Consider the following 21,684-nt stretch of genomic DNA (forward strand, 5'->3'; position numbering starts at 1 on the left):
ATCGATGGCAGTCACGAGTGAGGTGTCCGCGCGAGCGGACAGAGCGCGGGGTGGGGCACCGCCCCCGGCCAGGCAGAACAGAACCGGTAAGCAATGGCGCATCCAGGAACGGTGGGCGTGGCTGTTCGTGGCCCTGCCGATGGCGCTGTTCGCGCTGTTCGTGCTCATCCCGGCAGTGATGGCGCTGGCGATGAGCGCCACGAACTACTCCATCATCGGAGACTGGGACTGGCTCGGACTGGAGAACTACCGCACGCTGTTCCTTGACCCGTACTTCGCGATCGCCCTGCGCAACACCGCCTGGTACACGCTGATGTTCGTGCCCTCGGGCCTGGTGGTCGCCCTCGCGACGGCGCTGCTGCTGAATCGCCGGGTGAAGGTGGCGGCGCTGTTCCGCACCTTCTTCTACGTGCCGGTGGTCTCGTCCACGGTGGCAACGGCAAGCATCTGGTACTGGCTGCTGAACCCGCAGTTCGGGCTGCTCAATGTGGCGCTCGGCTGGGTCGGTATCGATGGTCCGGCGTGGTTGTACGACTCCGCCTGGGCGATGCCTGCGATCGTGATGATGAGCGTCTGGGCCGGCTTCGGCACCAACATGATGATCTATCTCGGCGGGCTGCAGGGCATCCCGCCACAGCTGTACGAGTCCTCCCGCCTGGACGGGGCCTCCTGGTGGCAGCAGTTCCGGTTCATCATCTGGCCGAGCCTGTCCCGCACCACCTTCCTGGTCTCCACGCTGCTCGTGATCGGTGCCTTCCAGGTGTTCGATCAGGCGTACGTGCTCACCAAGGGCGGGCCCGGCAACTCCACCATCACCCTCGTCTACTACGTGTACACGCAGGGCTTCGGCAACCTCGAGATGGGCTACGCCTCCGCCATCTCCTTCGTGCTGTTCGTGATCATCGCCATCTTCGCGCTGATCAACGTGCGGATCACCGGGAGGGACAACACATGAGCGCACCATCAGCACTTCCCCCGACGCAAGCGGCCACCGCCGCGGTGCACACCGCTGGCGTGCCGGCTCATACCTCCGATCGCCGACGGCGCAAGGGTGCGCTGGCCCGCATCGGCGCCGTCGCGTGGTGGCTGGCCGTGCTGGCGGTCTCCGTGCTCACGGTCTTCCCGCTGGTGTGGACGATCATCACCTCCCTCAAGCCCGCCGGTGACATCCTCTCCGGCGCCCTGGATCTGATCCCCGAGACGGTCACGCTGGAGAACTACCAGCGGGTGTTCGTGGAAGTGCCCTTCGCGCGGTACTTCCTGAACTCCCTGGTTCTCGCCGTGGCCGGAGTGGTGGCGAATCTGTTCTTCGGCTCCCTCGCCGGGTATGCCTTCGCGAAGTTGAAGTTCCGCGGACGGAAGGCGCTGTTCGCCACTCTGCTCTCCTCGCTGATGATCCCCGGAATCGTCACGATGGTGCCCTCCTTCCTGGTGCTGCGTGCCTTCCCGCTGGCCGGTGGAAACACCATCCTCGGCCAAGGTGGCGTCGGGTTCCTGAACACCTACTGGGCGATCATCCTGCCCGGTGCCGCAGGCGCCTTCGCGGTGTTCTTCATGCGGCAGTTCTTCGCCTCCATCCCGGACGAGCTGGGCGAGGCGGCCAGGATCGACGGCGCCTCCGAGTTTCGCATCTTCGCTCAGGTATACCTGCCGCTGGCGAAGGCCGGCGCCGCGGTGCTCGCGATCCTCACCTTCCAGGCCGGGTGGAACAACTTCATGTGGCCGCTGATCGTGCTGAACGTGCAGGAGATGTGGACCGTGCAGGTGGGTCTGGCCTCCTTCATCACCGACTACGCCACCGACTACGGGCCGCTGATGGCGGGCACCGTGATCTCCAGCCTTCCCGTGCTGCTGCTGTTCGTCTTCGCGCAGCGCTACATCATCGAAGGGGTCGCTCATGTCAACGCTCGTTAGCAGGCGCAGGGTGCTCGCCGGCCTGGCCGGTGCCGGGGCACTGACTCTGGGAGCGTGCGCCGCGCCGAACCAGCCGCGCTACACTGCCTCCGGTGCCCGGGTCCTGACCATGTGGGGCGGGTGGGCCGGCGATCAGGCCGCCCAGATCGACTCCCAGCTGCAGGCCTTCAACGCCGAGCACCCCGAGGTGGAGTTCCGGTACGTGCCGCAAGGCGCGCTGGAGGAGAAGCTGCTCACCGGGATCGCCGCCGGCAACGTACCGGATGTGGTGCTCTGGGACAGGTGGCGCACCGCCACCTTCGCCCGCCGCGGCGCGCTGCGCCGGATCGATGACCTCGCCGAGCGCGACGGGGTGGACCTGGGCGGCTTCTTCCCCGAGGCGCTGCGCGAGATGCAGGTCGACGGTGAGGCCTTTGGGCTCCCGCTGATCGTGGACGCGCGCGCCATCTTCTACAACAAGACCCACCTGGAGGAGGCGGGCCTGGAGCCACCCAGCAACTGGGAAGAGCTGGCCGAGGCCGCCGAGGAACTCACCATCCGCGAGGGCGGGCGCCTGCAACGCGCAGGCTTCGAACTGCAGGACGTGGGGCTGTTCGCGATGTGGCTGCAGCAGGCCGGCGGTCAGATGCTCGACGACTCCGGTGCCCGGACCGCCTTCGACTCTGATGCCGGACGGGCCGTCCTGGACTACTGGGACGACCTGCTGCACACCCGTGGCGTGTACGACCTCGGTTTCTCCGACGGCATCGACGCCTTCGCTCAGGGTGTGGTCTCGATCGCCTACAACGGCCCCTGGCAGTTGCCGACCTGGGACGAAGTGGCCGGCCTCGAGTACGGCGTGGTGCCGGCCTTGGCCGGCCCCGGAGGGAACCGGGCCTCCGGTCTAGGCGGGTTCGGTCTGATCATTCCCACCGATGCCCCCGAGCCGGAGTGGGCGTGGGAGCTGATGAAGTGGTGGGCCGCCGACCGGGACAACGCCCTGGCCTTCACCGAGATCAGCAACCAGATCCCGGCGCTCGAAGAGGCCGCGACCGCGCCCTACTTCACCGGTGACGAGCGGCTCGCACCCATCGTGGAGACCGTGAGCTTCGCAAAGATCCGGCCCCCGGTGCCCGGATATGCCGATGTGGAGACCCTCGCCCTGATCCCCGCTCTGCAGCAGTCGATGTCCGGCCAGCTCACCGGCGCCGAAGCACTCACCCAGGCCCGCATCCAGGGCGATCGCATCATGGAGGCCAACCAGTCATGACCCTGACCCAGACACCGCTGAGCACATCCGTGTGGAACCAACGGGCTGACGTGGCGCAGCGCTCGCTCGATCTGCTCTACGGAGCGCGGTGGCCGCAATTGCTGCACAACTCTCACCCGGCGCGTGATGACGCCACCTTCAACTACTGGTGGCTCGCACACGCCATCGACGTCCGCCTGGACGGGTACCGCCGCACCGGGGACGAGGCGTTGCTCGACAGTGCCCGCGCGATCGCCCGCAACATCCGCGAACGCAACGAGGGCAGCCTGTTCAACGACTACTTCGACGACATGCTCTGGTACGCGCTCGCGCTGCTGCGGCTCGCCGATGCCGTGGGCCCAGGGAGCGAGCAGGCAGGAGTGGAGTCCGATGTGCTGGCGCTGTGGGAGCACGTGAGCACGCACGGACGCACCCCGATCCATGGGGACTCGGTGAGCTGGCGGCGGCAACAACCCGGCTACAAGAACACCCCGGCCAACGGGCCGTACGCGATTCTCGGCGCGCGCCTGGCCCGGCGGACCGGTGATCGGCAGTACCTCACGGATGCGCTGGTGGCATTGAACTGGGTCCGTGCTCACCTGGTGGCCGATGACGGCTTCGTCTGGGACGGGCTCGGCCGCGAGGGCGGTGAGGCGATCGACTCCGACTGGGACTTCACCTACAACCAGGGCCTCTATGTGGGCGCCTGCGTGGAGGCCTATCGATGCACCCAGGAGCAGGACTGGCTGGACCAGGCCGAACGCACCGCCCGGGCCTCGGTGGCCGTGTTCGCTCGCGATGGCGTACTCGCCCCCGACGGGATGGGGCCTGAGGACGGATCCTCCGGAGGCGATACCGGGCTGTTCAAAGGTGTCTGGTTCCGATACATGGCCGATCTGCTGATCGAGCGGGAGGTGCCCGAGGTGCGGGACCTGATCGTCTCCAGCACCGAGACGCTGTGGCAGCAGTGCACCACCACGGCCGGTGAGCTGGCACTCGCGGACGGCGCACCGCCGGTGGAACCGGACGCCGTCGTGCTTCGCCCTGGCGACGACTGGAGCGCACCCGCCACCGCGCGCGTGGGCTTCTCCACGCTGCTCAGCGCCATCATGGCGATCGAGGTCCGTACCCAGGTGGAGGGCGACTGAGCTGATCGATCAACGTTCCGCCCGGGCGCCGAGCCCGCGGAACGGCGCAGATCCCGGCCGGAACGAGCCGGCCGGTGACATGACTCGACGAGGAGACACCATGCCTGTCAGCCCGACGAACTCGACCCTTGCCCACCACCGAACACAGCTGAGCCGGCGCATCGTGCTCTCCGGAGCCGCCGGACTGGCGGTCGGCCTCGCAGGGGCCACTGGTGCGGCTGCGGATTCCGGCGGTGCCGCCGCTTCCGGTGCGGCCCGGCCGGGCGGCCGTGCGAAGCGTGCGGTGGCGGCCGCGCACCGGGCGCTGGAGCGTGACTACGCGGCGCCGTGGCCCCAGCTGCTGCACAACTCCTTCCCGGCGTCAGCCGACGGCGATCGCGCCTTCCACTACTGGTGGCTGGCGCATGCGGTGGACGCCTACCTGGACGGTTACGAGCGCACCGGGCGGCGTTCCTTCCTCGCCGATGCCGAGCAGGTGGTGGCCGCGATCCGGGCCCGCAACGGCGGACACCTCGTGAACGACTACTTCGACGATATGAACTGGCTCGCTCTGGCCACGCACCGGCTGTGGACCCACACCCAGGATCAGACCTACCTCGACGACGCCCACGACCTGTGGGAGGAGATCGTCACCGACGGCTGGAACGACACCTTCGGCCCGAGCGTGGCATGGCGGCGCGAGCAGCTCGACTACAAGAACACCCCGTCCAATGCGCCGTTCGCGATCCTCTCCTACCGGCTGCACCGGGAGAGCGGGGAGGACAGGTTCGCCGAGTACGGCGACGCCGCGCTGACCTGGATGCGGGAGACCTTGGTGGATCCCGAGACGGGTTTTGTGGCGGATGGCATCAACCGCCAGGGCGACGGCGCGATTGACTGGAACTGGCGCTTCACCTACTGCCAGGGCGTGTGGATAGGCGCCCTGGTAGAGAGCGCCCGCACACACGGTGACCACGCACTGCTCGATGAGGCGGCACGCACCGGCGTGTTCTCTGTGCGCGAGCTCACGGCCGGACCGGTGTTCTCCCCGGAGGGTCAGGGCGATGGTGGCCTGTTCAAGGGCATCTGGTACCGCTATGCCGCGCTGCTCCTGCAGGAGCTGCCCGACGGCGGCGCTCGCCGGGAACTGACCGCGTTCATCCGCACCAGTACCCAGGCCTTGGCGGACTCGTCCCTGGCGCGCGGCGTGCTGCTGGCCGGGCCGGACTGGCGCATCCCGGCGCCGGCGACCACCGATCTGGCCACCCACCTCTCCGGGGTGATGGCGCTGGAGGCCGCAGCGGCCATCGAGTAGCGGCTACCGCCTGGCTGCGGCGGTGGTTCGCCCGAGGATCAGCTGCATCGGCACCGCCTCCTGTGCCACCGCACCCGGTTCACGAACCTGCGCGAGAGCGAGTTCCAGCGCCCGCTCGCCCAGCCGGTGCTGATCCTGCTCCAGGTGGGTCAGCGGGAGGGCGGCGTCCACGAACTCGGGCGGTGCGTCGAAGCACACCACGGAGAGGTCGTCCGGCACCCGCCGCTGCAGGAGGTGCGCGGCCTGCAGCACGATCCGGGCCGCGTGATACTCGGCTGCGACCACACCGGTCACCTCCGGGTGCGCGGTGAGGAACTGCGCGAACCGGGCGGCATCGTCCTCCTGGCGCTCGTGCGATCCCGGCACCACCGAACGCACCTGGCTGTACACCAGGTCGGGATCGAGGCGCACATGCCGGGCGGCGTGCGCGGCGACGAACCCGCGCCGCCGCTCGTCCAGCGACGAGACAGAACTGGGGGAAAGCGCCAGGGCAAGATGCTGGTGGCCGAGGTCGGTCAGGTGTTCGACGGCGATGCGCCCACCGGCGACGTTGTCGCTGGTGATGGTGCTCACCGGCACCCCGGTGAGCGTGCGATCCACGATCACCTGCGGGAACCGGCGCCCCACGAGGGTGGCCACAGCGGGCGGGATGGAGGCGGAGGACGAGGGCAGCAGCACCAGGGCATCGATGCCGCGGTCCAACTGCTGCTCGATGAGCTGTTCCTCCCGCTCGGGATCACCGTGCGAGGTGGCCACGATCACGTCCGCACTGCCCACGGCCGCGTCGAGCATCCCGCCGAGCAGGCGGGTACCGAAGGCATCGTCGAAGTTCGGCACCACGTAGCCTACGAGTGGGAGCCCCGCGGCGGTGCCCTCTGCCTCGGGGTGCTGGGCCACCACCACGGTGCCGATGCGTGGTCGGCGCACGACGTAGCCGTCGTCGCGGAGCATGTCCAGCGCGCGCTTGAGGGTGATCGCGCTGACGGAGAACTCCTCGGTGAGTTCCGCCTGGGAGGGGAGCCGCTCACCGACGGGGAAGGATCCGTTGCGGATCCGCTCGCGCAGAGCGGCATGCACGTGGGCGTAGAGGGCCTCTGGCATCGGCTCTCCTCCCGCGATGTGTGCCCGGCACGCTCGGTACCATTCAATATGTCGGTTCCATCCTGCCAGGAGTTACTCCTCTTCGAGGGCCACCCCGGTGCGGTCCGGCAGCAACAGGGCGGCGGCGCAGGCGAGAACGAAGGCCACCCCGAGCATCGCGAACGCGAATGGTTGCCCGCTGAATGCGACGAACCACGGCACCGCGAGCGGGGCGATGATGGAGGCGATCCGCCCGAATGCGGCCGCACTGCCGGCGCCGGTGCCGCGCAGCGCCGTGGGGTAGAGCTCGGGCGTGACGGCATAGAGAGCGCCCCAGGCGCCGAGGTTGAATGCCGAGAGTGCCATCCCGGCCGCCAGGATCGTGGCCACCGATTCGGCCTGGCCGAACAGCAGCGCGGAGACGGCCGATCCGGCGAGGAACGTGGCCAGCGTGGCGCGCCGCCCCCACTTCTCGATCAGGTACGCGGCAGCTGCGTACCCGGGCAGCTGGGCGAGGGTGATGATCAGCGTGTACCCGAAGGAGCGCACCAGATCGAAACCCCGGTCCACCAGTAAGGACGGAATCCAGATGAACGCCCCGTAGTAGGCGAAGTTCACGAAGAACCACACCAGCCACAGTGCAGCGGTCCGACGGCGCAGCCTCGCCGTCCAGAGGTCGCGCCAGCGTGCCTTCGGTACCGCCGGGGCGGGTGAGACCTCACCTGTGGTGAGGGGCTCACCGTGGTGAGGGCCGTCGTCGTGATCGGAGTAGACCCGCTCCGGGATCGGAGCCGGAAGGCCGGCGGAGGCCTCGTACGTGCGCACGGCAGCTTCGGCCTCGGCGTGCCGGCCGGTGCGCTCCAGGAAGCGCACCGACTCCGGCAGCCGCCACCGCACGAACAGGGCGTACGCGGCCGGAGCCATCCCGATCAGGAATGCCCAGCGCCAGCCGTTCTCGAGTGGCACCACGAAGTAGCCGATCAGCGCGGCCAGGATCCATCCCACGGCCCAGAACGCCTCGAGGATCACCACCACCCGGCCACGGATCTTCTTCGGCGCGAACTCGCTCACCAGGGTGGAGGCCACCGGGAGCTCGGCGCCGAGCCCCAGGCCCACCACGAAGCGCAGCGCGATGAGCACCGCCAGTCCGCCCGCGGCCGCCGAGGCACCCGTGGCGAGCCCGTAGACGAGCAGGGTCAGGGCAAACACCTGACGGCGTCCGATCCGGTCCGCGAGCAGGCCGCCGAGGCTGGCGCCCACCGCCATTCCCACGAAACCGATCGAGGCAACCCAACCGCGCTCGCCGTCACTGAGACCCCACTCGGCACCGAGGGCGGCGAGGATGAAGGAGATCAGGCCCACATCCATCGCATCGAGAGCCCACCCGATCCCGGAGCCGCCGAGCAGTTTCGTGTGCGCCCGGGTGTAGGGCAGCCGGTCGAGGCGCTCGGTGCGGGTGAGGGGAGTACTCGGCTCGCTGGCGGACATGGCCCAGATCCTCCCAGGTTGCGCACTCGAACACCCGCGAGTGCGCGCAATTGTGCCTATATCTCAATAGGTGATCATGATCGGCCGCACTCGCGAGCGGTCAGGGCCAGGTGACCGGCACCGGGAGGCGTTCGTTGCGTGGCTGCGCGGGCGCCCTGCGGTGGGTCGAGGCCAGCAGGGTGAGCAGCTGATCCATCGCGCATCGTCCGAGGCCGGCACCGTCGACGTCGACCATCGGAGCGCCCGGGCGGCCCACCACGGCCACCCCAGGATCACCCGGCTCAGGCGAGGCCGACCAGGAGGCCCGGCCCACGTGATGGAGTGCGAAGAGCGCGCCGAGGCCCAGATCAGTGGCGTAGGGCAGCACCACCGGTGCCCCGGTCTCGAGGATGGCCTGCACGCTGCCTGCCCCGGCCGCAAAGGTGGGTGGGTACGGGCCCAGGACGGAGAGGTCGATCCCGCACTCGCCGGCCACGGTTCGGAGTGCACGGGTGCGCTGACCGCTCTGCCACGACCGATCTGGACCGCTGAGGAATGCGACTTTCTGGTGCCCGGACTCGGCGAGCGCACCAAGCAGTTCGACGAATGCCGATGCTGTATCGGCGACCACGGAGTCGGTTCCCTCGAGCTCACGGTCCACCAGCACGGTGGGCCGCACGGCCACGGCGGGACTGAGGTTCTCGTCGCTGCAGCGCGGAGCGACCATCACCACGCCGTCCACCTGCTGTGCGAGCCGCTGGTATCGGATCAGATCCTCGGCGGTCTCGAGTTCGTTGACCGCGACCGTGACCTGTTGGTCCTGACCTGCGGCCCGATCCTGCGCGCCGCCGATGATCGGGGTGAAGAAGGTGTTGGTGAGCGTGGGCACCACGAATGCGATCACGCCGGTGCGGCCCCGAGCGAGCTCCCGGGCTGCCCTGTTGGGGACGAAGCCGAGCTCCATCGCTGCGGCAAGCACCCGATCCACCGTTGCGGGTGCGACCAGTTGCGGATGGCCCAACGCCCGGGAGGCCGTGGACTTGGACACGCCGGCGCGATCGGCAACATCGAGCAGTGTGGGCACCGGCAACCTCCCTCCCTGTGGGACCCGGATCCGACCCTCGGTCGGTGCCGGAACTAGACGTACCCCTGGGCCGTCTGGTTCCATACCTTAGCGAATGGAACCGGTTGTGGGAGCGGTTGTGGTCGAACTGGCCATGAGTGAACTCGTCCGGTTCTGCTCGGGGACCTGACCGGCGAACCAGTGAGGGAGACATGCGCAGAGGCGGTCTCGCAGTGCTGCTCCTGCCCGGGCTCGTGCTGCTACTCGCTGGGTTCCTAGTTCCGGCGCTGATCATGCTCCTGGCGCCCCCGGACACCACGATCGGTGAGGTGCTGGACCGGCTGGTGCAGATGCTCGCCGATCCCTACGACCTGACCATCATCGGGCGCACCCTTGGTCTCGGCCTGATCGTCACCGTGACGTGCGTGGTGCTGGGCTTCCCGATCGCGTATCTGCTCGCCCGCTCGCAATCGCGCTGGGCCGGGGTGATGCTCGCCGTGGCGATCTTCCCGCTGCTGCTGTCCAACGTGGTGCGCACGTTCGGCTGGCTCGTGGTGCTTGGTTCCCAGGGCGCCGTCGGGCAGGCGCTCGTGGCGCTCGGGATCGTCGACGAGGCACCGCAGCTGCTGTACACGCCATTGGCGATCGTGCTCGGGCTGGTGCAACTCTTCCTCCCGCTCGCCGTGGTTTCCAGCTACTCGGCACTCGCTCAGGTGGACGCCAGTCTGGATGAGGCCGCTCGCGGGCTCGGTGCCGGACGGGCCCGCACCTTCTGGACCATTGTGGTGCCGCTCTCCTGGCCGGGCGTGGTGGTGGCCGCCACGCTCGTGTTCGCCGGGTCGATCACGGCGTACACCACCCCGTACCTGCTCGGCGGCTCCCGCCAGCGGATGCTCTCCACCCAGCTGTTCCAGTACTCCAGCTCCACGATCGATTGGGCGGCGGCCAGTGCGACCGCGATGATCATGACCGTCCTGGTGTTTGGTGTGGCGGCCCTCTCCTCCATGATCGGACGACGGGCGAGGACCTCATGAACACGCGCCGCCCCGTGGCCGCCTCGCTGGCGGTGCTCGGCTACATCGTGATGATCGCGCCGCTGATGTTCGTGGTGATCACCGCCTTCACCGCCGGATCGACGGTGCGCTTCCCTCCGGATGGACTGTCGCTGCGGTGGTTCGACGCCGCCGTCACGTACGAGCCGTTCATGTCGGCGCTGGCCTCCAGCCTCCAGCTCGCCGTGTTCGCTGCCGTCGCCTCCCTTGCGCTCGGTGTGCCGGTGGCGTTGGCGATCCATCGAGGCAAGATTCCGGGCAAGGGATTGCTGGAGGGGTTGTTCCTCTCCCCGCTCATCGTGCCCGAACTCGTGGTGGGTCTGGCGCTGTATCAGCAGTTCATGATCGGCCTGGGACTGAACAATCTGACCACGTTGGCGATCGGGCACACGGTGCTGATGTTCCCCTACGCGGTCCGGGTCACCGGTGCCTCCCTGGCGCTGATCGACCCGGCTGTGGAAGACGCCGCCCGCGGCCTGGGCGCCTCCCCGCTGCGGACGTTCTTCACCGTCACCCTGCCGCTGCTGCGGCCGGGCCTGTTCTCGGCGGCCCTGCTCGCTTTCGTCACGTCCTTCAACAATGTGCCGCTGTCCTTGCTGTTGCAGAGCCGTGACTTCCGCACCCTGCCGGTCACGATGCTCGACTACGTGCAGCAGAACTACGACCCGATCGTGGCCTCCACCTCGGTGCTGATCCTCGCCGGCACCGTGCTGGTGGCCGTGGTGGCAGAGCGCGCTGTCGGGTTCGCCAAGATTTTCGGAGGGATCAACCGATGAGCATGACGAGTGCTGCTCAGTTTCAGGCCGTTTCGCAGGTGTTCGGTGACTTCACTGCCGTGGACGCGATCGACCTGACCATCCCCGAAGGCAAGCTCACCACGCTGCTCGGGCCGAGCGGCTGCGGGAAGACCACCAGCCTGCGGATGCTTGCGGGCTACCTGCGACCCACCAGCGGTCGGATTCTCATCCGGGGCGAGGACTTCACCACGGCCCCGCCGGAGAAGCGCAACCTCGGCATGGTGTTCCAGTCCTATGCGCTGTTCCCGCATATGAGCGTGGCCGACAATGTGGGCTACGGACTGAAACTGCGCCACGTGCCCGGGCCTGAACGGGCGAAGCGGGTCACCGAGGCACTGGAGATGGTGGGGCTCGCGCACCTCGCCGGCAACCGCCCCAAGCAGCTCTCCGGCGGCCAGCAGCAGCGAGTGGCGATCGCACGTGCCGTGGCGATCGCACCGAACCTGCTGCTTCTGGACGAACCGCTCTCCAACCTCGATGCGCGGCTGCGACTGCAGATGCGTGCCGAACTTCGCCGCATCCAGTCCGAGACCGGACTGAGCGTGGTGCTGGTCACGCACGACCAGGATGAAGCCCTGGAGATGAGCGACCAGATGGTGGTGATGAAGGACGGCCGGATTCAGCAGCAGGGCGCCCCGCAGGAGGTCTTCCCCGCCCCGGCCAATCGATTCGTGGCTGAGTTCCTCGGTTACGAGAACTTCATCCCGACCGGGACGGAGTGGGTGACGGTCCGGCCCGAGCACCTTGATGTCCGCCGTCGGAGCGGTTCGAGCGAGACTGTCGATGGCCTCACCTTGGATGGCCACGTCACTGATCTCGCCTATCGCGGGGTCGATGTGCTCGTCACGCTCGCCGCAGAGGCTCCCGGCAGCCCGGACCCGGTGCGCCTGGTCGCAGACCTGCGCGCCGCCAACGCACCCGACCTGCGGATCGGTGACGAGATCACGATCGGCGCCGCGACCGGCCACCTCGTCACGCTGCCTGCCTGAGCACTACCCCTGATCGCCCGCTTGACCTGTCCGTCCCCCCGAAAGGACCCCCCATGACCTCCTCCCGCAGATCGCTGAGCGCTCTCGCTGCCGTCGCCGCTACCGGCTTGGTCGCCGCCGGCTGTTCGTCCCCCTCCGACGACGGAGGCAACGGCGGTGAGGCCACCGACACCATCGTGGTGAGCACCTTCCCGTTCGGTGTCGAAGAATTCACCGAAGCTGTCGTCGACCCGTTCACCGCCGAGACCGGCATCGAGGTGGAGCTGGACACCGGCTCCAACGCTGACCGGCTCTCCCGTTTGCAGCTCGAGGGTGAGGACACCGGCATCGACGTGATGCTCATGTCCGACGCATATGTGGCGATCGCCGAGCAGGAGGGCCTGTTCCAGCCGGTCACCGAGGAGAACGTGCCGGCGCTGGCTGAGATCGCCGACTTCGCCGTCGACGACGCCTACAGCGGCCCCGCGTACAGCTACCAATTGAACGGGATGCTCTACAACACCGACGAGCTCACGGCCGAGCAGGCCGCGGACTGGGAGCTGTTTGCCGACTCCGCCTATGCCGGCGAAGTCGCCCTACCGGACATCGCGGTGACCGCGGGCCAGCTCACCGTCTCGGGCGTGGCGGACGCCTACGGCGACGGGCCCTACGACGTCGACACGGCGTTCGAGACGATGGCCGGCTGGGCGCCGAACGTGCTGCAGTTCTATAGCTCGACCACCGAGTTCACGAACCTGCTCACCCAGGGGGAGATCGTCGGCGGGGTGGCCCTGAACGGGTTCGCCACCACCTTGATCGCCTCCGGTGAGCCGATCGGCTGGGTCCCGCCGGCCGAGGGCCGCTACATGGCCACGAACCGCGCTTCTGTACCCGCCGGCGCCCCGAACGCCGAGGGTGCGTTCGCGTTCATCGACTACCTGCTCTCGGCCACGGCCCAGCAGTCCTCCGCCGAGATCGTGGGTGACCTGCCGGTGAACCTGGACATTGAGGTACCGGCGGAACTGACCGCCGTCGTGGGTGACATCGCCCAGGACCCGACCGCCGCCGGTTACGCCACTCTGGATCCGGCCGAGACCGTGGACCAGCGCAGCGAGTGGGTGGAGCGCTTCGCACGCGAGGTCGTGGGCGGCTGATGGCAGAGCAGTTGACAACGGGGGAGTCGACAACAGAGCAGGTGAGCACAGGAGCATCGACGCCAGGGCATGCGAACACGGGGCCTGCGAACACGGGGCCTGCGAACACCGGGCAGGCGACGGCACAGCCGGACAGCGTCGGCGCTCTCGATCTGAGGCGCCTGCCCAAGGCGGATCTGCATTGCCACCTGCTCGGCACCGTCCGGGCGAGCACGTTCGCCGAACTCGCCCGGCGGGAGTCACTGGCGTTGCCGGAGGATCCCGAGCGGATCTTCGCCTCGATCAACTCCCACCCCCCGGATCCGCAGCTGTACCGCCATACCCGCATCCCGATGCCGCAGGGGCCGAGCGAGAACGAGCCGGAGCGCTCCTACTCGCTGTTCCAGGCATCTGGGTGGGTCCGTCAGGTGCTCCGGGGCGCCGATGATCTCACCAGGATCACCTACGAGGCGTTCGAGGCGGCACATCAGTGCGGCACCTGGCACCTCGAGGTGTCCTTCGACATGCTCCCTGAGCATCTGCAGTACCTCGGGTACGAGGCATGGGTGGAGGCGCACGCCGAGGGCATCCGGATGGCCGAACGCGATTTCGGCATGACGGGGCGGCTGCTTGCGGCGATCGACCGCAGCGGTACCGGCGAGGAAGCGCTCGCCTGGGTGCAGACCGTGGTGGACCACCCGCACGAGTACGTCGCCGGGATCGGCCTGGACAACTTGGAGACGGCCGGGCCGCCGGAACGGTTCGCCGACGCCTACCGGTTGGCGGGCGAAGCAGGACTGAAGCGCACCGCGCACACGTCCGAGCACGTCCCGGCGGCCACCAATGCGGTGACCTGCCTCGATGTGCTGGGGTGCGACCGGCTCGACCACGGGTACTTCGTGCTCGAAGACGATGCCGTGGTGGCGCGCATGGTGGCCGAGCAGGTGCCGTTCTCGGTGGCCTCGACCACGTCGCGCCGCTCCTGGCGGCCGTGGCGCAAGGCGTCCATCAAGGCAATGATCGAGGCCGGGATGAACGTCTACCCGTGCTCCGACGATCCGGGTATGTTCCCCACCACCGTGCTGAACGAGTACGAGATCCTCGCGCGCGACGTGGGCGTCTCCGACGAGCGGCTGGTCACGATGGCTAGGGCGAGCTTCGAGGCGTCCTGGCTGCCGCCGGAGCAGAAGGCCTGGGTGTGCGCCCAGTTCGACGAGACAGTGGGGACGCTTCAGCCCCGCTGACCGCCCCACCGCGAGTGCGGCCCATCTCTCTCATTCGTCGAGATATGGCCGAGATTGGCCGCACTCGCGTACCAGGGAGGGGAGCATCCGTGGGTCGGTCTGCAGGATGAGGGTGGTCACGCAGGACGTTTCCCAGCGGGCGAGCTGGGTGGTGATGTCCGACGGCGTCCCCGCCAGGGCCACGTCCGTCACCAGATCTGTGGGGATCGCCGCAGCCGCGCCGGCCTTGTCGCCTGCGGTGTACTTCGCGGTCACTTCCTCGCACACGTCGTGGTAGCCGATCCGGGCGATCGCCTCGCGGTGGAAGTTGGTGCTCGCCGAGCCCATCCCGCCGATGTAGAGAGCCAGATGCGGTCGGACCTGGTCTGCGGCCGTCTCCAGATCCCGGGCGATCACCGCCGGGACGGAGGCGCTCACCTCGAACTCCTCGCGGGGCGACCGGGCGCCGTCTCGCTTGGCGAAGCCCGCCTCCAGGTTCTCCCGGTACTCGGCATCGAGGGCGGGGGAGACGAAGGCCGGCAGCCACCCGTCGGCGATTTCGGCGGCCAGCGCCGTGTTCTTCGGACCCTGCGCGGCCAGGTGGATGGGCAGGTCGGTACGCAACGGATGCACTGTGGAGCGCAGGGCTTTGCCCAGGTGAGCTCCGCCGTCGTGCGGGAGCGTGAAGTGCCGACCGGAGAAGGTGACGGGCGCTTCCCGGGCGAGCACCTGCCGCACGATGTCCACGTACTCGCGGGTGCGCTCCAGCGGGCGCGGGTACGGCTGGCCGTACCAGCCCTCCACCACCTGAGGACCGGAGGCACCCAGGCCGAGGATGAAGCGGCCGCCGGAGAGGTGGTCCAGGGTCAGCGCGGCCATCGCGGTGGCGGTGGGAGTACGGGCGGACATCTGCGCGATGCCGGTGCCGAGCCGGACCGATCGGGTCTGTGAGCCCCACCAGGCCAACGGCGTGAAGGCGTCCGACCCGTAGGACTCGGCGGTCCAGACCGAGTCCAGGCCGAGTTCGTCGGCGTGCTGCACCGCCTCGGCGGCACCTGCGGGGGGACCGGCCGACCAGTATCCCGTGTGGAATCCGAACCTCATCGGCTCATCCTCGCACTCGCTCCTTGAGGTGCGCCCGCGATTGAGCACCGTGGTGATCCACGGGGGCGCGCGTTCGCCGGTGGTCGCCGGTCACTCTCGCGGGAGGACCGGTCGTTCGCAGGGTGGTGGGTGGTGATAGGTGAGGGGATGGCCGCCGGGGCGGGTGAAGTGCCAGTGGTCGGTATGTCTGGTGATGGTGATGTCGCGTTGGTGGACGACGTGGTGGTGATGCCAACACAGCAGGATGCCTTGGTTGGCGGTGGTGGATCCGCCGCGGGACCACCAGGTGGTGTGATGGATTTCTCCCCAGCCGGGTGGTGTGGTGCAGCCGGGGTATTGGCAGTGGCGGTCGCGGGCCCAGATGGCTGTGGTCTGGGCGCGGGTGTGCAGGCGGGCGGCGCGTCCGACGTCAAGGATCTCGCTGTGGGGGCCGAAGATGATGCGGGTGAACTCGCCCTCGCAGGCCAGCTGGGCGAGTTGGGCGTGGCTGATGGGGGTGCCATCGGCCAGAGTGGCGGGTTCGGCGCCGTTCATGTGCTCGTGGTCGATTGATGCCGAGATCATCGGTGCTGCCGGGTCTGCTGGACACCCTGATGCGTGAGCATTCACCGTGGCCAGGACGTGCGCGTTGGCCAGGCCGGGGAGTGTGGGTGCGGAGCCGAGCCGGCCCGGTTCGTCTGCGGGGTCGCTGCTGCTGGCTCGGGCACCATTGCCGACGTTTGTGCGGGTCGGACCGTGATTGTTCTCGCTGATGGCAGCGCTGGGCCCGCGACTGGTGGGTTGGTGGTGGCAGGTGCAGCGTGGCCGGCGGTTCGGACCACTGCCTTCGGGCTGTTCGGGTGTGGTGGTCAGTCGGTGCAGGGTCTGGGCGGGGACGTGGACGAGCAGGTGGGGTCGTATTCGGCCGGAGGGTTGAAAGTCGCCGCTATCGAGGACGTGTCTGGCGATGGTCACTAGGGCGTGGGCGTTGCGTTGGGAGGGGGTGCGGTCATCGTCGGCGGCGGGGACACCGGTGACGGCGTCGAACGCGCGCGCCACGATCTGTCCGTTGGTGTCATCGAGCCACCCATCGACGCGGTGCCCGCCGGTGGTCGCGGAGACGAACAGGTGTTCTTTGCCTGCGTCGTCGCGCCAGTTCCGGTCTGCTGATTCAGGGTCGGCGCGGATGGCCCAGGTTCTGATGAGCCGGGTGAAGGAGTCTGCATCGAGGGCGCGGGCATGGCCGAGGAGGAATGACTCACCGAGTTCGGGGTCGGTCAGTCGTTCCTGTAGTGCCGGTGTGGTAGTGGCGTGCCGGGCCAGCGCGGCGGCGTGGTCACCGCTGATGCCACCGGCGGCCAGGGCGGTCGCGGTGGCGGGGAGGTGATCGCGCACCGTCCGGGCCAGGCGCACCTGGGTGCGGGCCTTGCCCCCGTGGGTTCCGGTGGCGTTGGTCCACCAGGAGGCCATGGTGCGTGCCCCGGATACTGCCCACCCGCCGTCTGCTTCGACTGCGGTGATCGTGGTGGTGGTCAGCGCGTCCAGGCGCCGGCGGGCTTGCTCCAACCCGTGCACCAGTTCAGGCAGCACTACCGAGGGCAGGCTGTGCAGGTCGGCGCCCAGGACGTCGTCCAGCAGGGCGTTCACCACGGCGAGCTTGCCCGGCACATCCGATTCGGTGAACCGTTCACGCACGAGCGCCAGCACGGCCTCGGCAGCTGCCGTGGTGGCGGGGCCGGTGCTGGTCATGGTGGACATTCCCGCCTCCTCACGGCCGTGGGCCTCTCACCCGTGGTTTCTCGCCTGCTTTGATCTCTCCACGGTAGAACACGCGTTCGTTTCCGTCAAGACTTTTCGTTGGAATAGCAACGATTACTCGCCGTCCGCTTGTGGGCGAAGGCGCATCGGGCGTGCGCCCTGTGGACGGTGCTACATCGGGCGTGCGCCCTGTGGACAGAGCGGTATCGGGGATGGTGTAAGTCGGCGGGCGCAGGGTGTGGCCGCGACTCGTGGCACCGTGGCTAGCCTCGTTCACCAGATCCGCTTGTGCAGTCACACTGCACAAGTTCACTGTGACTGTATGGTTGGGCATATGACCGGGGGACCTCGCGAACTACGTGACGAACAGAACCTGGCCTGGATCGAGTGCGGGGCGGTACTGGCGGACAGGCTCACGGTGCACGTGACAGCGACCGGCCATGAGATCACCGCGGGAGAGCCCGTCACCTTCGACTCCCGGCAGCCGCACCGGTACCAGAACGTCACCGACGGGGTGGTCGAGTTCCTTGGCTCCGTCGCGCCACCGTCCCTCTAAGGATCACCATGGACCGCCACAGCATCGACTGGACCGGGTACATCCCGGCCATCACCACCCCCTTCAGCCGTGACGACGCCCTCGACCTGGACGCCCTCACCGGCCAGATCGCCTGGATGCGCGAGCAGCGGCTGCACGGCATCATCCTCGCGGGCACCAGCGGCGAATGGTTCAGCATGTCCGCCACCGAACGTGCTGACCTGTTCACCGAGGGAGCCCGCGCCGCGGACGGGTCGATGTGGGTGATCGGTGCGTGCAACGCCTTCACCGCCGCCGAAGCGATCGAGCACGCCCACGCGGCCGAACGCGCCGGGCTGGACGGCATCCTGCTCACCCCGCCGCCCTACATCGTGCCGAGCCGTGCCGAAGTGGTCCGTTTCTACCAGGACGTCTCCGACGCCACCGACATCCCACTGTGCGTCTACAACTGGCCCCGCGGCTGCATCGTGGACCTGGACACCGGCACCCTCGCCGAACTCTCCGCGATCGATAACGTCGTGGCGATCAAGAACTCGACGGGGGACTTCGCGCAGTTCCTCGCCGGGATGTACGCGCTGGAGGGATCGGTGCGCTACTTCGGCCTGCCCACGAGCGAGCTCGGCGCTGACCTGGCTCTCCTCGGGCACGGTGATGGCCTGATGGGGTCGGGCGCTCCGCTCGGCGCCGATCACTCGGACTACTGGCGTGCGATCGCCGCCGGCCGCCGGGACGACGCCATCGCGCTGGGGGCTCGGGACCGGGTGGTGATGGAGCGCTGGTTCGAACCCGACTACGGCGCCCGATTCGGCAACCAGCAGGCCATCATGAAGACAGCGCTGCGGCTGCAGGGCGTCCCGGCTGGATATGTGCGGCGTCCGCTCCTCGAGCTGACTGACGACGAGGTCCAGATCGTTGCCGACACGCTGCACGGCCTCGGCATCGCCACCGTCCCGTTGGTCGACTGACCTATGCCAGCACGATACGACGCCGTGGTGATCGGGGGCGGCCTACTTGGTTGCACCGTGGCCTGGATGCTCGCCCGGGATAGCGCCTCGGTGCTGCTCGCCGAGCGCGACCAGCTCAATGCGCACGCCTCCGGGCAGAACGCCGGGAGCCTGCACTTCCAGCTCGAGTACCGGATGCTCGAGCAAGGGCTCGAGGCGGCCCGCACTGCGGCCGAAGCGATGCCCTTGCACCTGGCTGCCGCCGAGCTGTGGGCGGGCCTGGCCGACGAGCTCGGCGAGGACCTCGGGCTCGCCCAGGACGGCGGACTGATGCTTGCTGAGGACGCCGAGCAGGCACGTGTGCTGGAAGCGAAGTCACGGCTCGAACAGTCCTGGGGCCTGGACGTGCAGCTGCTCGACGGGCACGAGGCGCGCCGGATCGCGCCGTACCTTTCCGACGAGGTCGTCGCTGCCGCGTACTGCCCCATCGAGGGCAAGGCGGACACCCGGATCGCCGCGCCCGCGTTCGCTCGCGGCGCCACCCGTGCCGGCGCGCAGGTGCGCACCCGGACCGAGGTGGTCGCCCTGCGCAGGTCGGGCACCTCGTGGCTGGTGGACCTGGCCACGCCCGACGGCGCAGGTGCCGATGAGCGGGTGGTGACGGACGCCGTCGTGCTCGCTGCGGGCGTGTGGACCGGTGAGCTGGGCGCGCTGATCGACGCCCGGCTCCCGACCATCCCGATGGCGCTGACGATGACGGCCACGACGGCGCAGGAGCCGACAATCGCACATCTGGTGCAGCACGCCGGGCGGCGACTCTCCCTGAAGCAGGCCAGTGCGGGCAACGTACTGATCGGGGGCGGGTGGCCGGCGCGGCTGCTCACCGACTCCGCTGGCCACCCGGACTTCCACCGCCGCCCGGAATTGATCGGCTCCTCCGTGGCGGGCAACCTCGCCGCGGCCGTCCGTGCTGTGCCCTGGGTGGCGTCGGTCCCCGCGCTGCGCACCTGGGTCGGCACCACCACTGTGACCCCGGACCAACTGCCACTGGTGGGCGCGGTCCCGGGGAACCCCGGGGTCTACGTGGCCACCGGCGGGTCGGCATTCACGCTGGGTCCGAGCTTCGCGCAGGTGATTGCGGATCTGGTGCAGCACCGCCGGCCGGGTCATGACCTGGCCCCCTACGATCCGGCGCGGTTCGACAAGGCGGCCGCATGAGCGGCTATCGACGCCTGGACGTCCGGCGCGGGGAGCCCGTGCAGATCACGGTGGATGGCGAACAGATGGCGGCGTACCACGGTGAGACGCTCGCGGCCGTGCTCCTCGCCGCCGGGGTGGACGAGTTCCGACGCACCTCCGCGTCAGGCCCGCGCGGCCCCCTGTGTCAGATGGGCACATGCTTCGACTGCGTGCTCACCGTGGACGGCGCGCCATTGACGCGTGCCTGCCTGACGGAGGTCCGCGATGGGATGGTCGTGACGAGGGTGACGGCGCCATCGTGAATCCGGTGACGATCGTCGGAGCGGGTCCGGCCGGTCTGGCGGCGGCTGACGTGCTGCAGACCTATGGGGTGCCCGTGGTGCTGGTGGACGAGCAACCCCGCCCCGGGGGCCAGATCTTCCGACAACCCCCGGGCGCCTTCCCCGGGGCGCGGGCCACCTACACCGCCGGCTACGGGTGGGGCAGGAACCTTGTGACCGTGCCCGAACGCCCCGGCATCACCTTCGCGGGCTCGACCACCGCACTCGGAGTGCTGCACGAGCGGGCCGACGAGAGCGGGCACGAGCTGGTCGCCGGACCGGCCGGCCGGCCCACTGGAGCGGACCGGCTCAGCGTGGTTCTCCGCGGCCCGGACGGGGTGCGCTCGCATCCAAGCGCGGCCCTGCTGGTGGCCACCGGTGCCTACGACATGCCGGTTCCGATGCCCGGGTGGACGCTGCCCGGGGTGGTGATGGCGGGGGCGGCGCAGGCGATGGTGAAGAGTCAGAAGATGGTGCCGCCCGGCCCGATCGTGCTCTCCGGCGCCCACCCGTTGCTGCTGGTGGCGGCCGACCAGCTGCTGCGCTCAGGCGCCCAGATCTCCGAGCTGGTGTTCACCCGCGGTCTGCCCGGACCGCGTGAAGTCTGGGCCGCGCTGCCGGCAGTGCCCGGTCATGTGGCGATGCTCGCCGAACTCGGTACCTCGCTGGCGCGACTGCTGCGTGCGGGGGTGCGGATCAGCACGCACGCCACGGTGACCGGCGCCTCAGGCACAGACCGGGTGGAGGCCGTGCAGATCGACCGGCTGGGTCCCCGCGGCCGGCCGGCCGGGCGCCCACGAACCGTCGAGACCGCCACGCTGGTGCTCGGCTACGGCTTCCATCCCTCCACCGAGCTGGCCCGGCAGGCGCGGTGCCGCCTGACGCACGACGCCACGGTGGGTGGCTGGGTGGTGGACCACGACGGCACCGGCCGCACCACCGCACCCGGGGTCTATGTGGCCGGCGAACCGACTGGCGTGGCCGGGGCTGAGGCGTCACGGGCCGAGGGCGTGCTTGCCGCGCTCTCGATCGTGGCCGATCTCGGCGGCGCGGTGTCTGCGCGGCAGTGGCGCGACGCCCGGCGAGGCGTGCGTGCTGCGGCCCGCTTCTCCCGAGTGGTCCAGGACCTGTTCCAGGTGCCGCCGGCGCTACTGGATGCGCTCGCGACCGAGGAGACGGTGGTGTGCCGCTGCGAACGGGTCAGTGCCGGGGACCTGCGGACCACGCTCGCCCGGAACCCGCAGATGTCCACCGTCAGTGCCGTGAAGCTCGAGTGCCGGGCAGGCATGGGCCCCTGCCAGGGACGCTACTGCGAGGCAAGCGTGAGCCGCGCTCTCAGCGCAGCGCGCGGGCAGCGCGTGGATCAGGCCGGGTACGCGGCCGCCCACCTACCGATCAAGCCGGTCCCGGTGGGCGAGCTCGCCGCGCTCACTACGGACCCGGACGCTCCCGCATCAGGTGGGGTGCGCTGATGACC

20 protein-coding genes are annotated in these 21,684 nt (G+C 69.1%); 15 read left to right on the top strand and 5 right to left on the bottom strand.

What is annotated here, in order from left to right; all coding sequences use genetic code 11:
- The first annotated feature begins 4 nt into the window (after positions 1 to 4).
- The 5 genes from LQF10_RS00900 (at position 5) to LQF10_RS00920 (ending at position 5,584) form a co-directional block, all read left to right on the top strand.
- A complete protein-coding gene (locus tag LQF10_RS00900) occupies positions 5 to 955 on the top strand; it encodes a carbohydrate ABC transporter permease (protein WP_231065633.1) in 951 nt (316 codons plus the stop codon).
- Positions 952 to 1,914: a carbohydrate ABC transporter permease gene (locus tag LQF10_RS00905; protein ID WP_231065634.1), complete on the top strand. Its 963-nt coding sequence runs from the start codon at positions 952 to 954 to the stop codon at positions 1,912 to 1,914. The genes LQF10_RS00900 and LQF10_RS00905 overlap by 4 nt, the downstream gene beginning before the upstream one ends.
- A complete protein-coding gene (locus tag LQF10_RS00910; RefSeq protein ID WP_231065635.1) occupies positions 1,898 to 3,163 on the top strand; it encodes an ABC transporter substrate-binding protein in 1,266 nt (421 codons plus the stop codon). Before LQF10_RS00905 ends, LQF10_RS00910 begins: the two co-directional genes overlap by 17 nt.
- Positions 3,160 to 4,290 carry a glycoside hydrolase family 76 protein gene (locus LQF10_RS00915; protein ID WP_231065636.1) on the top strand — a complete coding sequence of 377 codons (1,131 nt, stop codon included), beginning with the start codon at positions 3,160 to 3,162 and terminating at the stop codon, positions 4,288 to 4,290. Before LQF10_RS00910 ends, LQF10_RS00915 begins: the two co-directional genes overlap by 4 nt.
- 100 nt (positions 4,291 to 4,390) lie before the next feature.
- Positions 4,391 to 5,584, top strand: a complete 1,194-nt coding sequence (locus tag LQF10_RS00920; RefSeq protein ID WP_231065637.1) for a glycoside hydrolase family 76 protein — start codon at positions 4,391 to 4,393, stop codon at positions 5,582 to 5,584.
- A gap of 3 nt (positions 5,585 to 5,587) precedes the next feature.
- Here the strand turns inward: LQF10_RS00920 and LQF10_RS00925 are convergent, their stop codons facing one another.
- The 3 genes from LQF10_RS00925 to LQF10_RS00935 all read right to left on the bottom strand — a co-directional run bounded on the left by LQF10_RS00925 (position 5,588) and on the right by LQF10_RS00935 (position 9,215).
- Positions 5,588 to 6,685 carry a substrate-binding domain-containing protein gene (locus LQF10_RS00925; RefSeq protein WP_231065638.1) on the bottom strand — a complete coding sequence of 366 codons (1,098 nt, stop codon included), beginning with the start codon at positions 6,683 to 6,685 and terminating at the stop codon, positions 5,588 to 5,590.
- Positions 6,686 to 6,757: 72 nt separating this feature from the next.
- Positions 6,758 to 8,152, bottom strand: a complete 1,395-nt coding sequence (locus tag LQF10_RS00930; RefSeq protein ID WP_231065639.1) for an MFS transporter — start codon at positions 8,150 to 8,152, stop codon at positions 6,758 to 6,760.
- Between the two features lie 100 nt (positions 8,153 to 8,252).
- Complete coding sequence (locus tag LQF10_RS00935) at positions 8,253 to 9,215, bottom strand: LacI family DNA-binding transcriptional regulator (RefSeq protein WP_231065640.1); 963 nt, start codon at positions 9,213 to 9,215, stop codon at positions 8,253 to 8,255.
- A gap of 191 nt (positions 9,216 to 9,406) precedes the next feature.
- Here LQF10_RS00935 and LQF10_RS00940 point away from each other — a divergent pair, with 191 nt between their 5' ends.
- Genes LQF10_RS00940 through LQF10_RS00960 form a run of 5 tightly spaced genes read left to right on the top strand, consistent with a single transcriptional unit; the run spans position 9,407 to position 14,388 of the window.
- Positions 9,407 to 10,228, top strand: coding sequence for an ABC transporter permease (locus LQF10_RS00940; protein ID WP_231065641.1), 822 nt, complete (start codon positions 9,407 to 9,409; stop codon positions 10,226 to 10,228).
- The gene (locus LQF10_RS00945; RefSeq protein WP_231065642.1) at positions 10,225 to 11,022 is read left to right on the top strand and encodes an ABC transporter permease; all 798 of its coding nucleotides are present in this window, start codon (positions 10,225 to 10,227) and stop codon (positions 11,020 to 11,022) included. The genes LQF10_RS00940 and LQF10_RS00945 overlap by 4 nt, the downstream gene beginning before the upstream one ends.
- Complete coding sequence (locus LQF10_RS00950) at positions 11,019 to 12,032, top strand: ABC transporter ATP-binding protein (RefSeq protein ID WP_231065643.1); 1,014 nt, start codon at positions 11,019 to 11,021, stop codon at positions 12,030 to 12,032. The genes LQF10_RS00945 and LQF10_RS00950 overlap by 4 nt, the downstream gene beginning before the upstream one ends.
- A 53-nt stretch (positions 12,033 to 12,085) precedes the next feature.
- Positions 12,086 to 13,165, top strand: coding sequence for an ABC transporter substrate-binding protein (locus LQF10_RS00955; protein ID WP_231065644.1), 1,080 nt, complete (start codon positions 12,086 to 12,088; stop codon positions 13,163 to 13,165).
- A 41-nt stretch (positions 13,166 to 13,206) separates the two neighbouring features.
- Positions 13,207 to 14,388 (top strand): adenosine deaminase family protein, encoded by a 1,182-nt coding sequence (locus tag LQF10_RS00960; RefSeq protein WP_231065645.1) that lies wholly within the window; start codon positions 13,207 to 13,209, stop codon positions 14,386 to 14,388.
- A gap of 30 nt (positions 14,389 to 14,418) precedes the next feature.
- Here the strand turns inward: LQF10_RS00960 and LQF10_RS00965 are convergent, their stop codons facing one another.
- Both LQF10_RS00965 and LQF10_RS00970 read right to left on the bottom strand, forming a co-directional pair.
- Positions 14,419 to 15,471 (bottom strand): LLM class F420-dependent oxidoreductase, encoded by a 1,053-nt coding sequence (locus LQF10_RS00965; RefSeq protein WP_231065646.1) that lies wholly within the window; start codon positions 15,469 to 15,471, stop codon positions 14,419 to 14,421.
- A 90-nt stretch (positions 15,472 to 15,561) separates the two neighbouring features.
- Positions 15,562 to 17,208 (bottom strand): HNH endonuclease, encoded by a 1,647-nt coding sequence (locus LQF10_RS00970; RefSeq protein ID WP_231065647.1) that lies wholly within the window; start codon positions 17,206 to 17,208, stop codon positions 15,562 to 15,564.
- 334 nt (positions 17,209 to 17,542) lie between these two features.
- Here LQF10_RS00970 and LQF10_RS00975 point away from each other — a divergent pair, with 334 nt between their 5' ends.
- Genes LQF10_RS00975 through LQF10_RS00995 form a run of 5 tightly spaced genes read left to right on the top strand, consistent with a single transcriptional unit; the run spans position 17,543 to position 21,679 of the window.
- A complete protein-coding gene (locus LQF10_RS00975; protein ID WP_231065648.1) occupies positions 17,543 to 17,764 on the top strand; it encodes a cupin domain-containing protein in 222 nt (73 codons plus the stop codon).
- An 8-nt stretch (positions 17,765 to 17,772) separates the two neighbouring features.
- Positions 17,773 to 18,708: a dihydrodipicolinate synthase family protein gene (locus LQF10_RS00980; RefSeq protein ID WP_231065649.1), complete on the top strand. Its 936-nt coding sequence runs from the start codon at positions 17,773 to 17,775 to the stop codon at positions 18,706 to 18,708.
- Between the two features lie 3 nt (positions 18,709 to 18,711).
- Positions 18,712 to 19,905 (top strand): NAD(P)/FAD-dependent oxidoreductase, encoded by a 1,194-nt coding sequence (locus tag LQF10_RS00985; RefSeq protein ID WP_231065650.1) that lies wholly within the window; start codon positions 18,712 to 18,714, stop codon positions 19,903 to 19,905.
- Entirely contained in the window at positions 19,902 to 20,189 is a 288-nt protein-coding gene (locus LQF10_RS00990) for a (2Fe-2S)-binding protein (RefSeq protein ID WP_231065651.1), read from the top strand. Before LQF10_RS00985 ends, LQF10_RS00990 begins: the two co-directional genes overlap by 4 nt.
- Before the next feature lie 5 nt (positions 20,190 to 20,194).
- Positions 20,195 to 21,679: an FAD/NAD(P)-dependent oxidoreductase gene (locus LQF10_RS00995; RefSeq protein ID WP_231065652.1), complete on the top strand. Its 1,485-nt coding sequence runs from the start codon at positions 20,195 to 20,197 to the stop codon at positions 21,677 to 21,679.
- The last annotated feature ends 5 nt before the right edge of the window (positions 21,680 to 21,684 follow it).

This window comes from Ruania halotolerans (assembly GCF_021049285.1).
Taxonomy (GTDB): Bacteria; Actinomycetota; Actinomycetes; order Actinomycetales; family Beutenbergiaceae; genus Ruania; species Ruania halotolerans.

Excerpts from the sequence above, each read along its gene's own strand:
- LQF10_RS00900 (WP_231065633.1), top strand. The coding sequence starts at position 5 with ATGGCAGTCACGAGTGAGGTGTCCGCGCGAGCGGACAGAGCGCGGGGT.
- LQF10_RS00905 (WP_231065634.1), top strand. The coding sequence starts at position 952 with ATGAGCGCACCATCAGCACTTCCCCCGACGCAAGCGGCCACCGCCGCG.
- LQF10_RS00910 (WP_231065635.1), top strand. The coding sequence starts at position 1,898 with ATGTCAACGCTCGTTAGCAGGCGCAGGGTGCTCGCCGGCCTGGCCGGT.
- LQF10_RS00915 (WP_231065636.1), top strand. The coding sequence starts at position 3,160 with ATGACCCTGACCCAGACACCGCTGAGCACATCCGTGTGGAACCAACGG.
- LQF10_RS00920 (WP_231065637.1), top strand. The coding sequence starts at position 4,391 with ATGCCTGTCAGCCCGACGAACTCGACCCTTGCCCACCACCGAACACAG.
- LQF10_RS00925 (WP_231065638.1), bottom strand. The coding sequence starts at position 6,685 with ATGCCAGAGGCCCTCTACGCCCACGTGCATGCCGCTCTGCGCGAGCGG.
- LQF10_RS00930 (WP_231065639.1), bottom strand. The coding sequence starts at position 8,152 with ATGTCCGCCAGCGAGCCGAGTACTCCCCTCACCCGCACCGAGCGCCTC.
- LQF10_RS00940 (WP_231065641.1), top strand. The coding sequence starts at position 9,407 with ATGCGCAGAGGCGGTCTCGCAGTGCTGCTCCTGCCCGGGCTCGTGCTG.
- LQF10_RS00945 (WP_231065642.1), top strand. The coding sequence starts at position 10,225 with ATGAACACGCGCCGCCCCGTGGCCGCCTCGCTGGCGGTGCTCGGCTAC.
- LQF10_RS00950 (WP_231065643.1), top strand. The coding sequence starts at position 11,019 with ATGAGCATGACGAGTGCTGCTCAGTTTCAGGCCGTTTCGCAGGTGTTC.
- LQF10_RS00955 (WP_231065644.1), top strand. The coding sequence starts at position 12,086 with ATGACCTCCTCCCGCAGATCGCTGAGCGCTCTCGCTGCCGTCGCCGCT.
- LQF10_RS00965 (WP_231065646.1), bottom strand. The coding sequence starts at position 15,471 with ATGAGGTTCGGATTCCACACGGGATACTGGTCGGCCGGTCCCCCCGCA.
- LQF10_RS00970 (WP_231065647.1), bottom strand. The coding sequence starts at position 17,208 with ATGTCCACCATGACCAGCACCGGCCCCGCCACCACGGCAGCTGCCGAG.
- LQF10_RS00975 (WP_231065648.1), top strand. The coding sequence starts at position 17,543 with ATGACCGGGGGACCTCGCGAACTACGTGACGAACAGAACCTGGCCTGG.
- LQF10_RS00980 (WP_231065649.1), top strand. The coding sequence starts at position 17,773 with ATGGACCGCCACAGCATCGACTGGACCGGGTACATCCCGGCCATCACC.
- LQF10_RS00985 (WP_231065650.1), top strand. The coding sequence starts at position 18,712 with ATGCCAGCACGATACGACGCCGTGGTGATCGGGGGCGGCCTACTTGGT.
- LQF10_RS00990 (WP_231065651.1), top strand. The coding sequence starts at position 19,902 with ATGAGCGGCTATCGACGCCTGGACGTCCGGCGCGGGGAGCCCGTGCAG.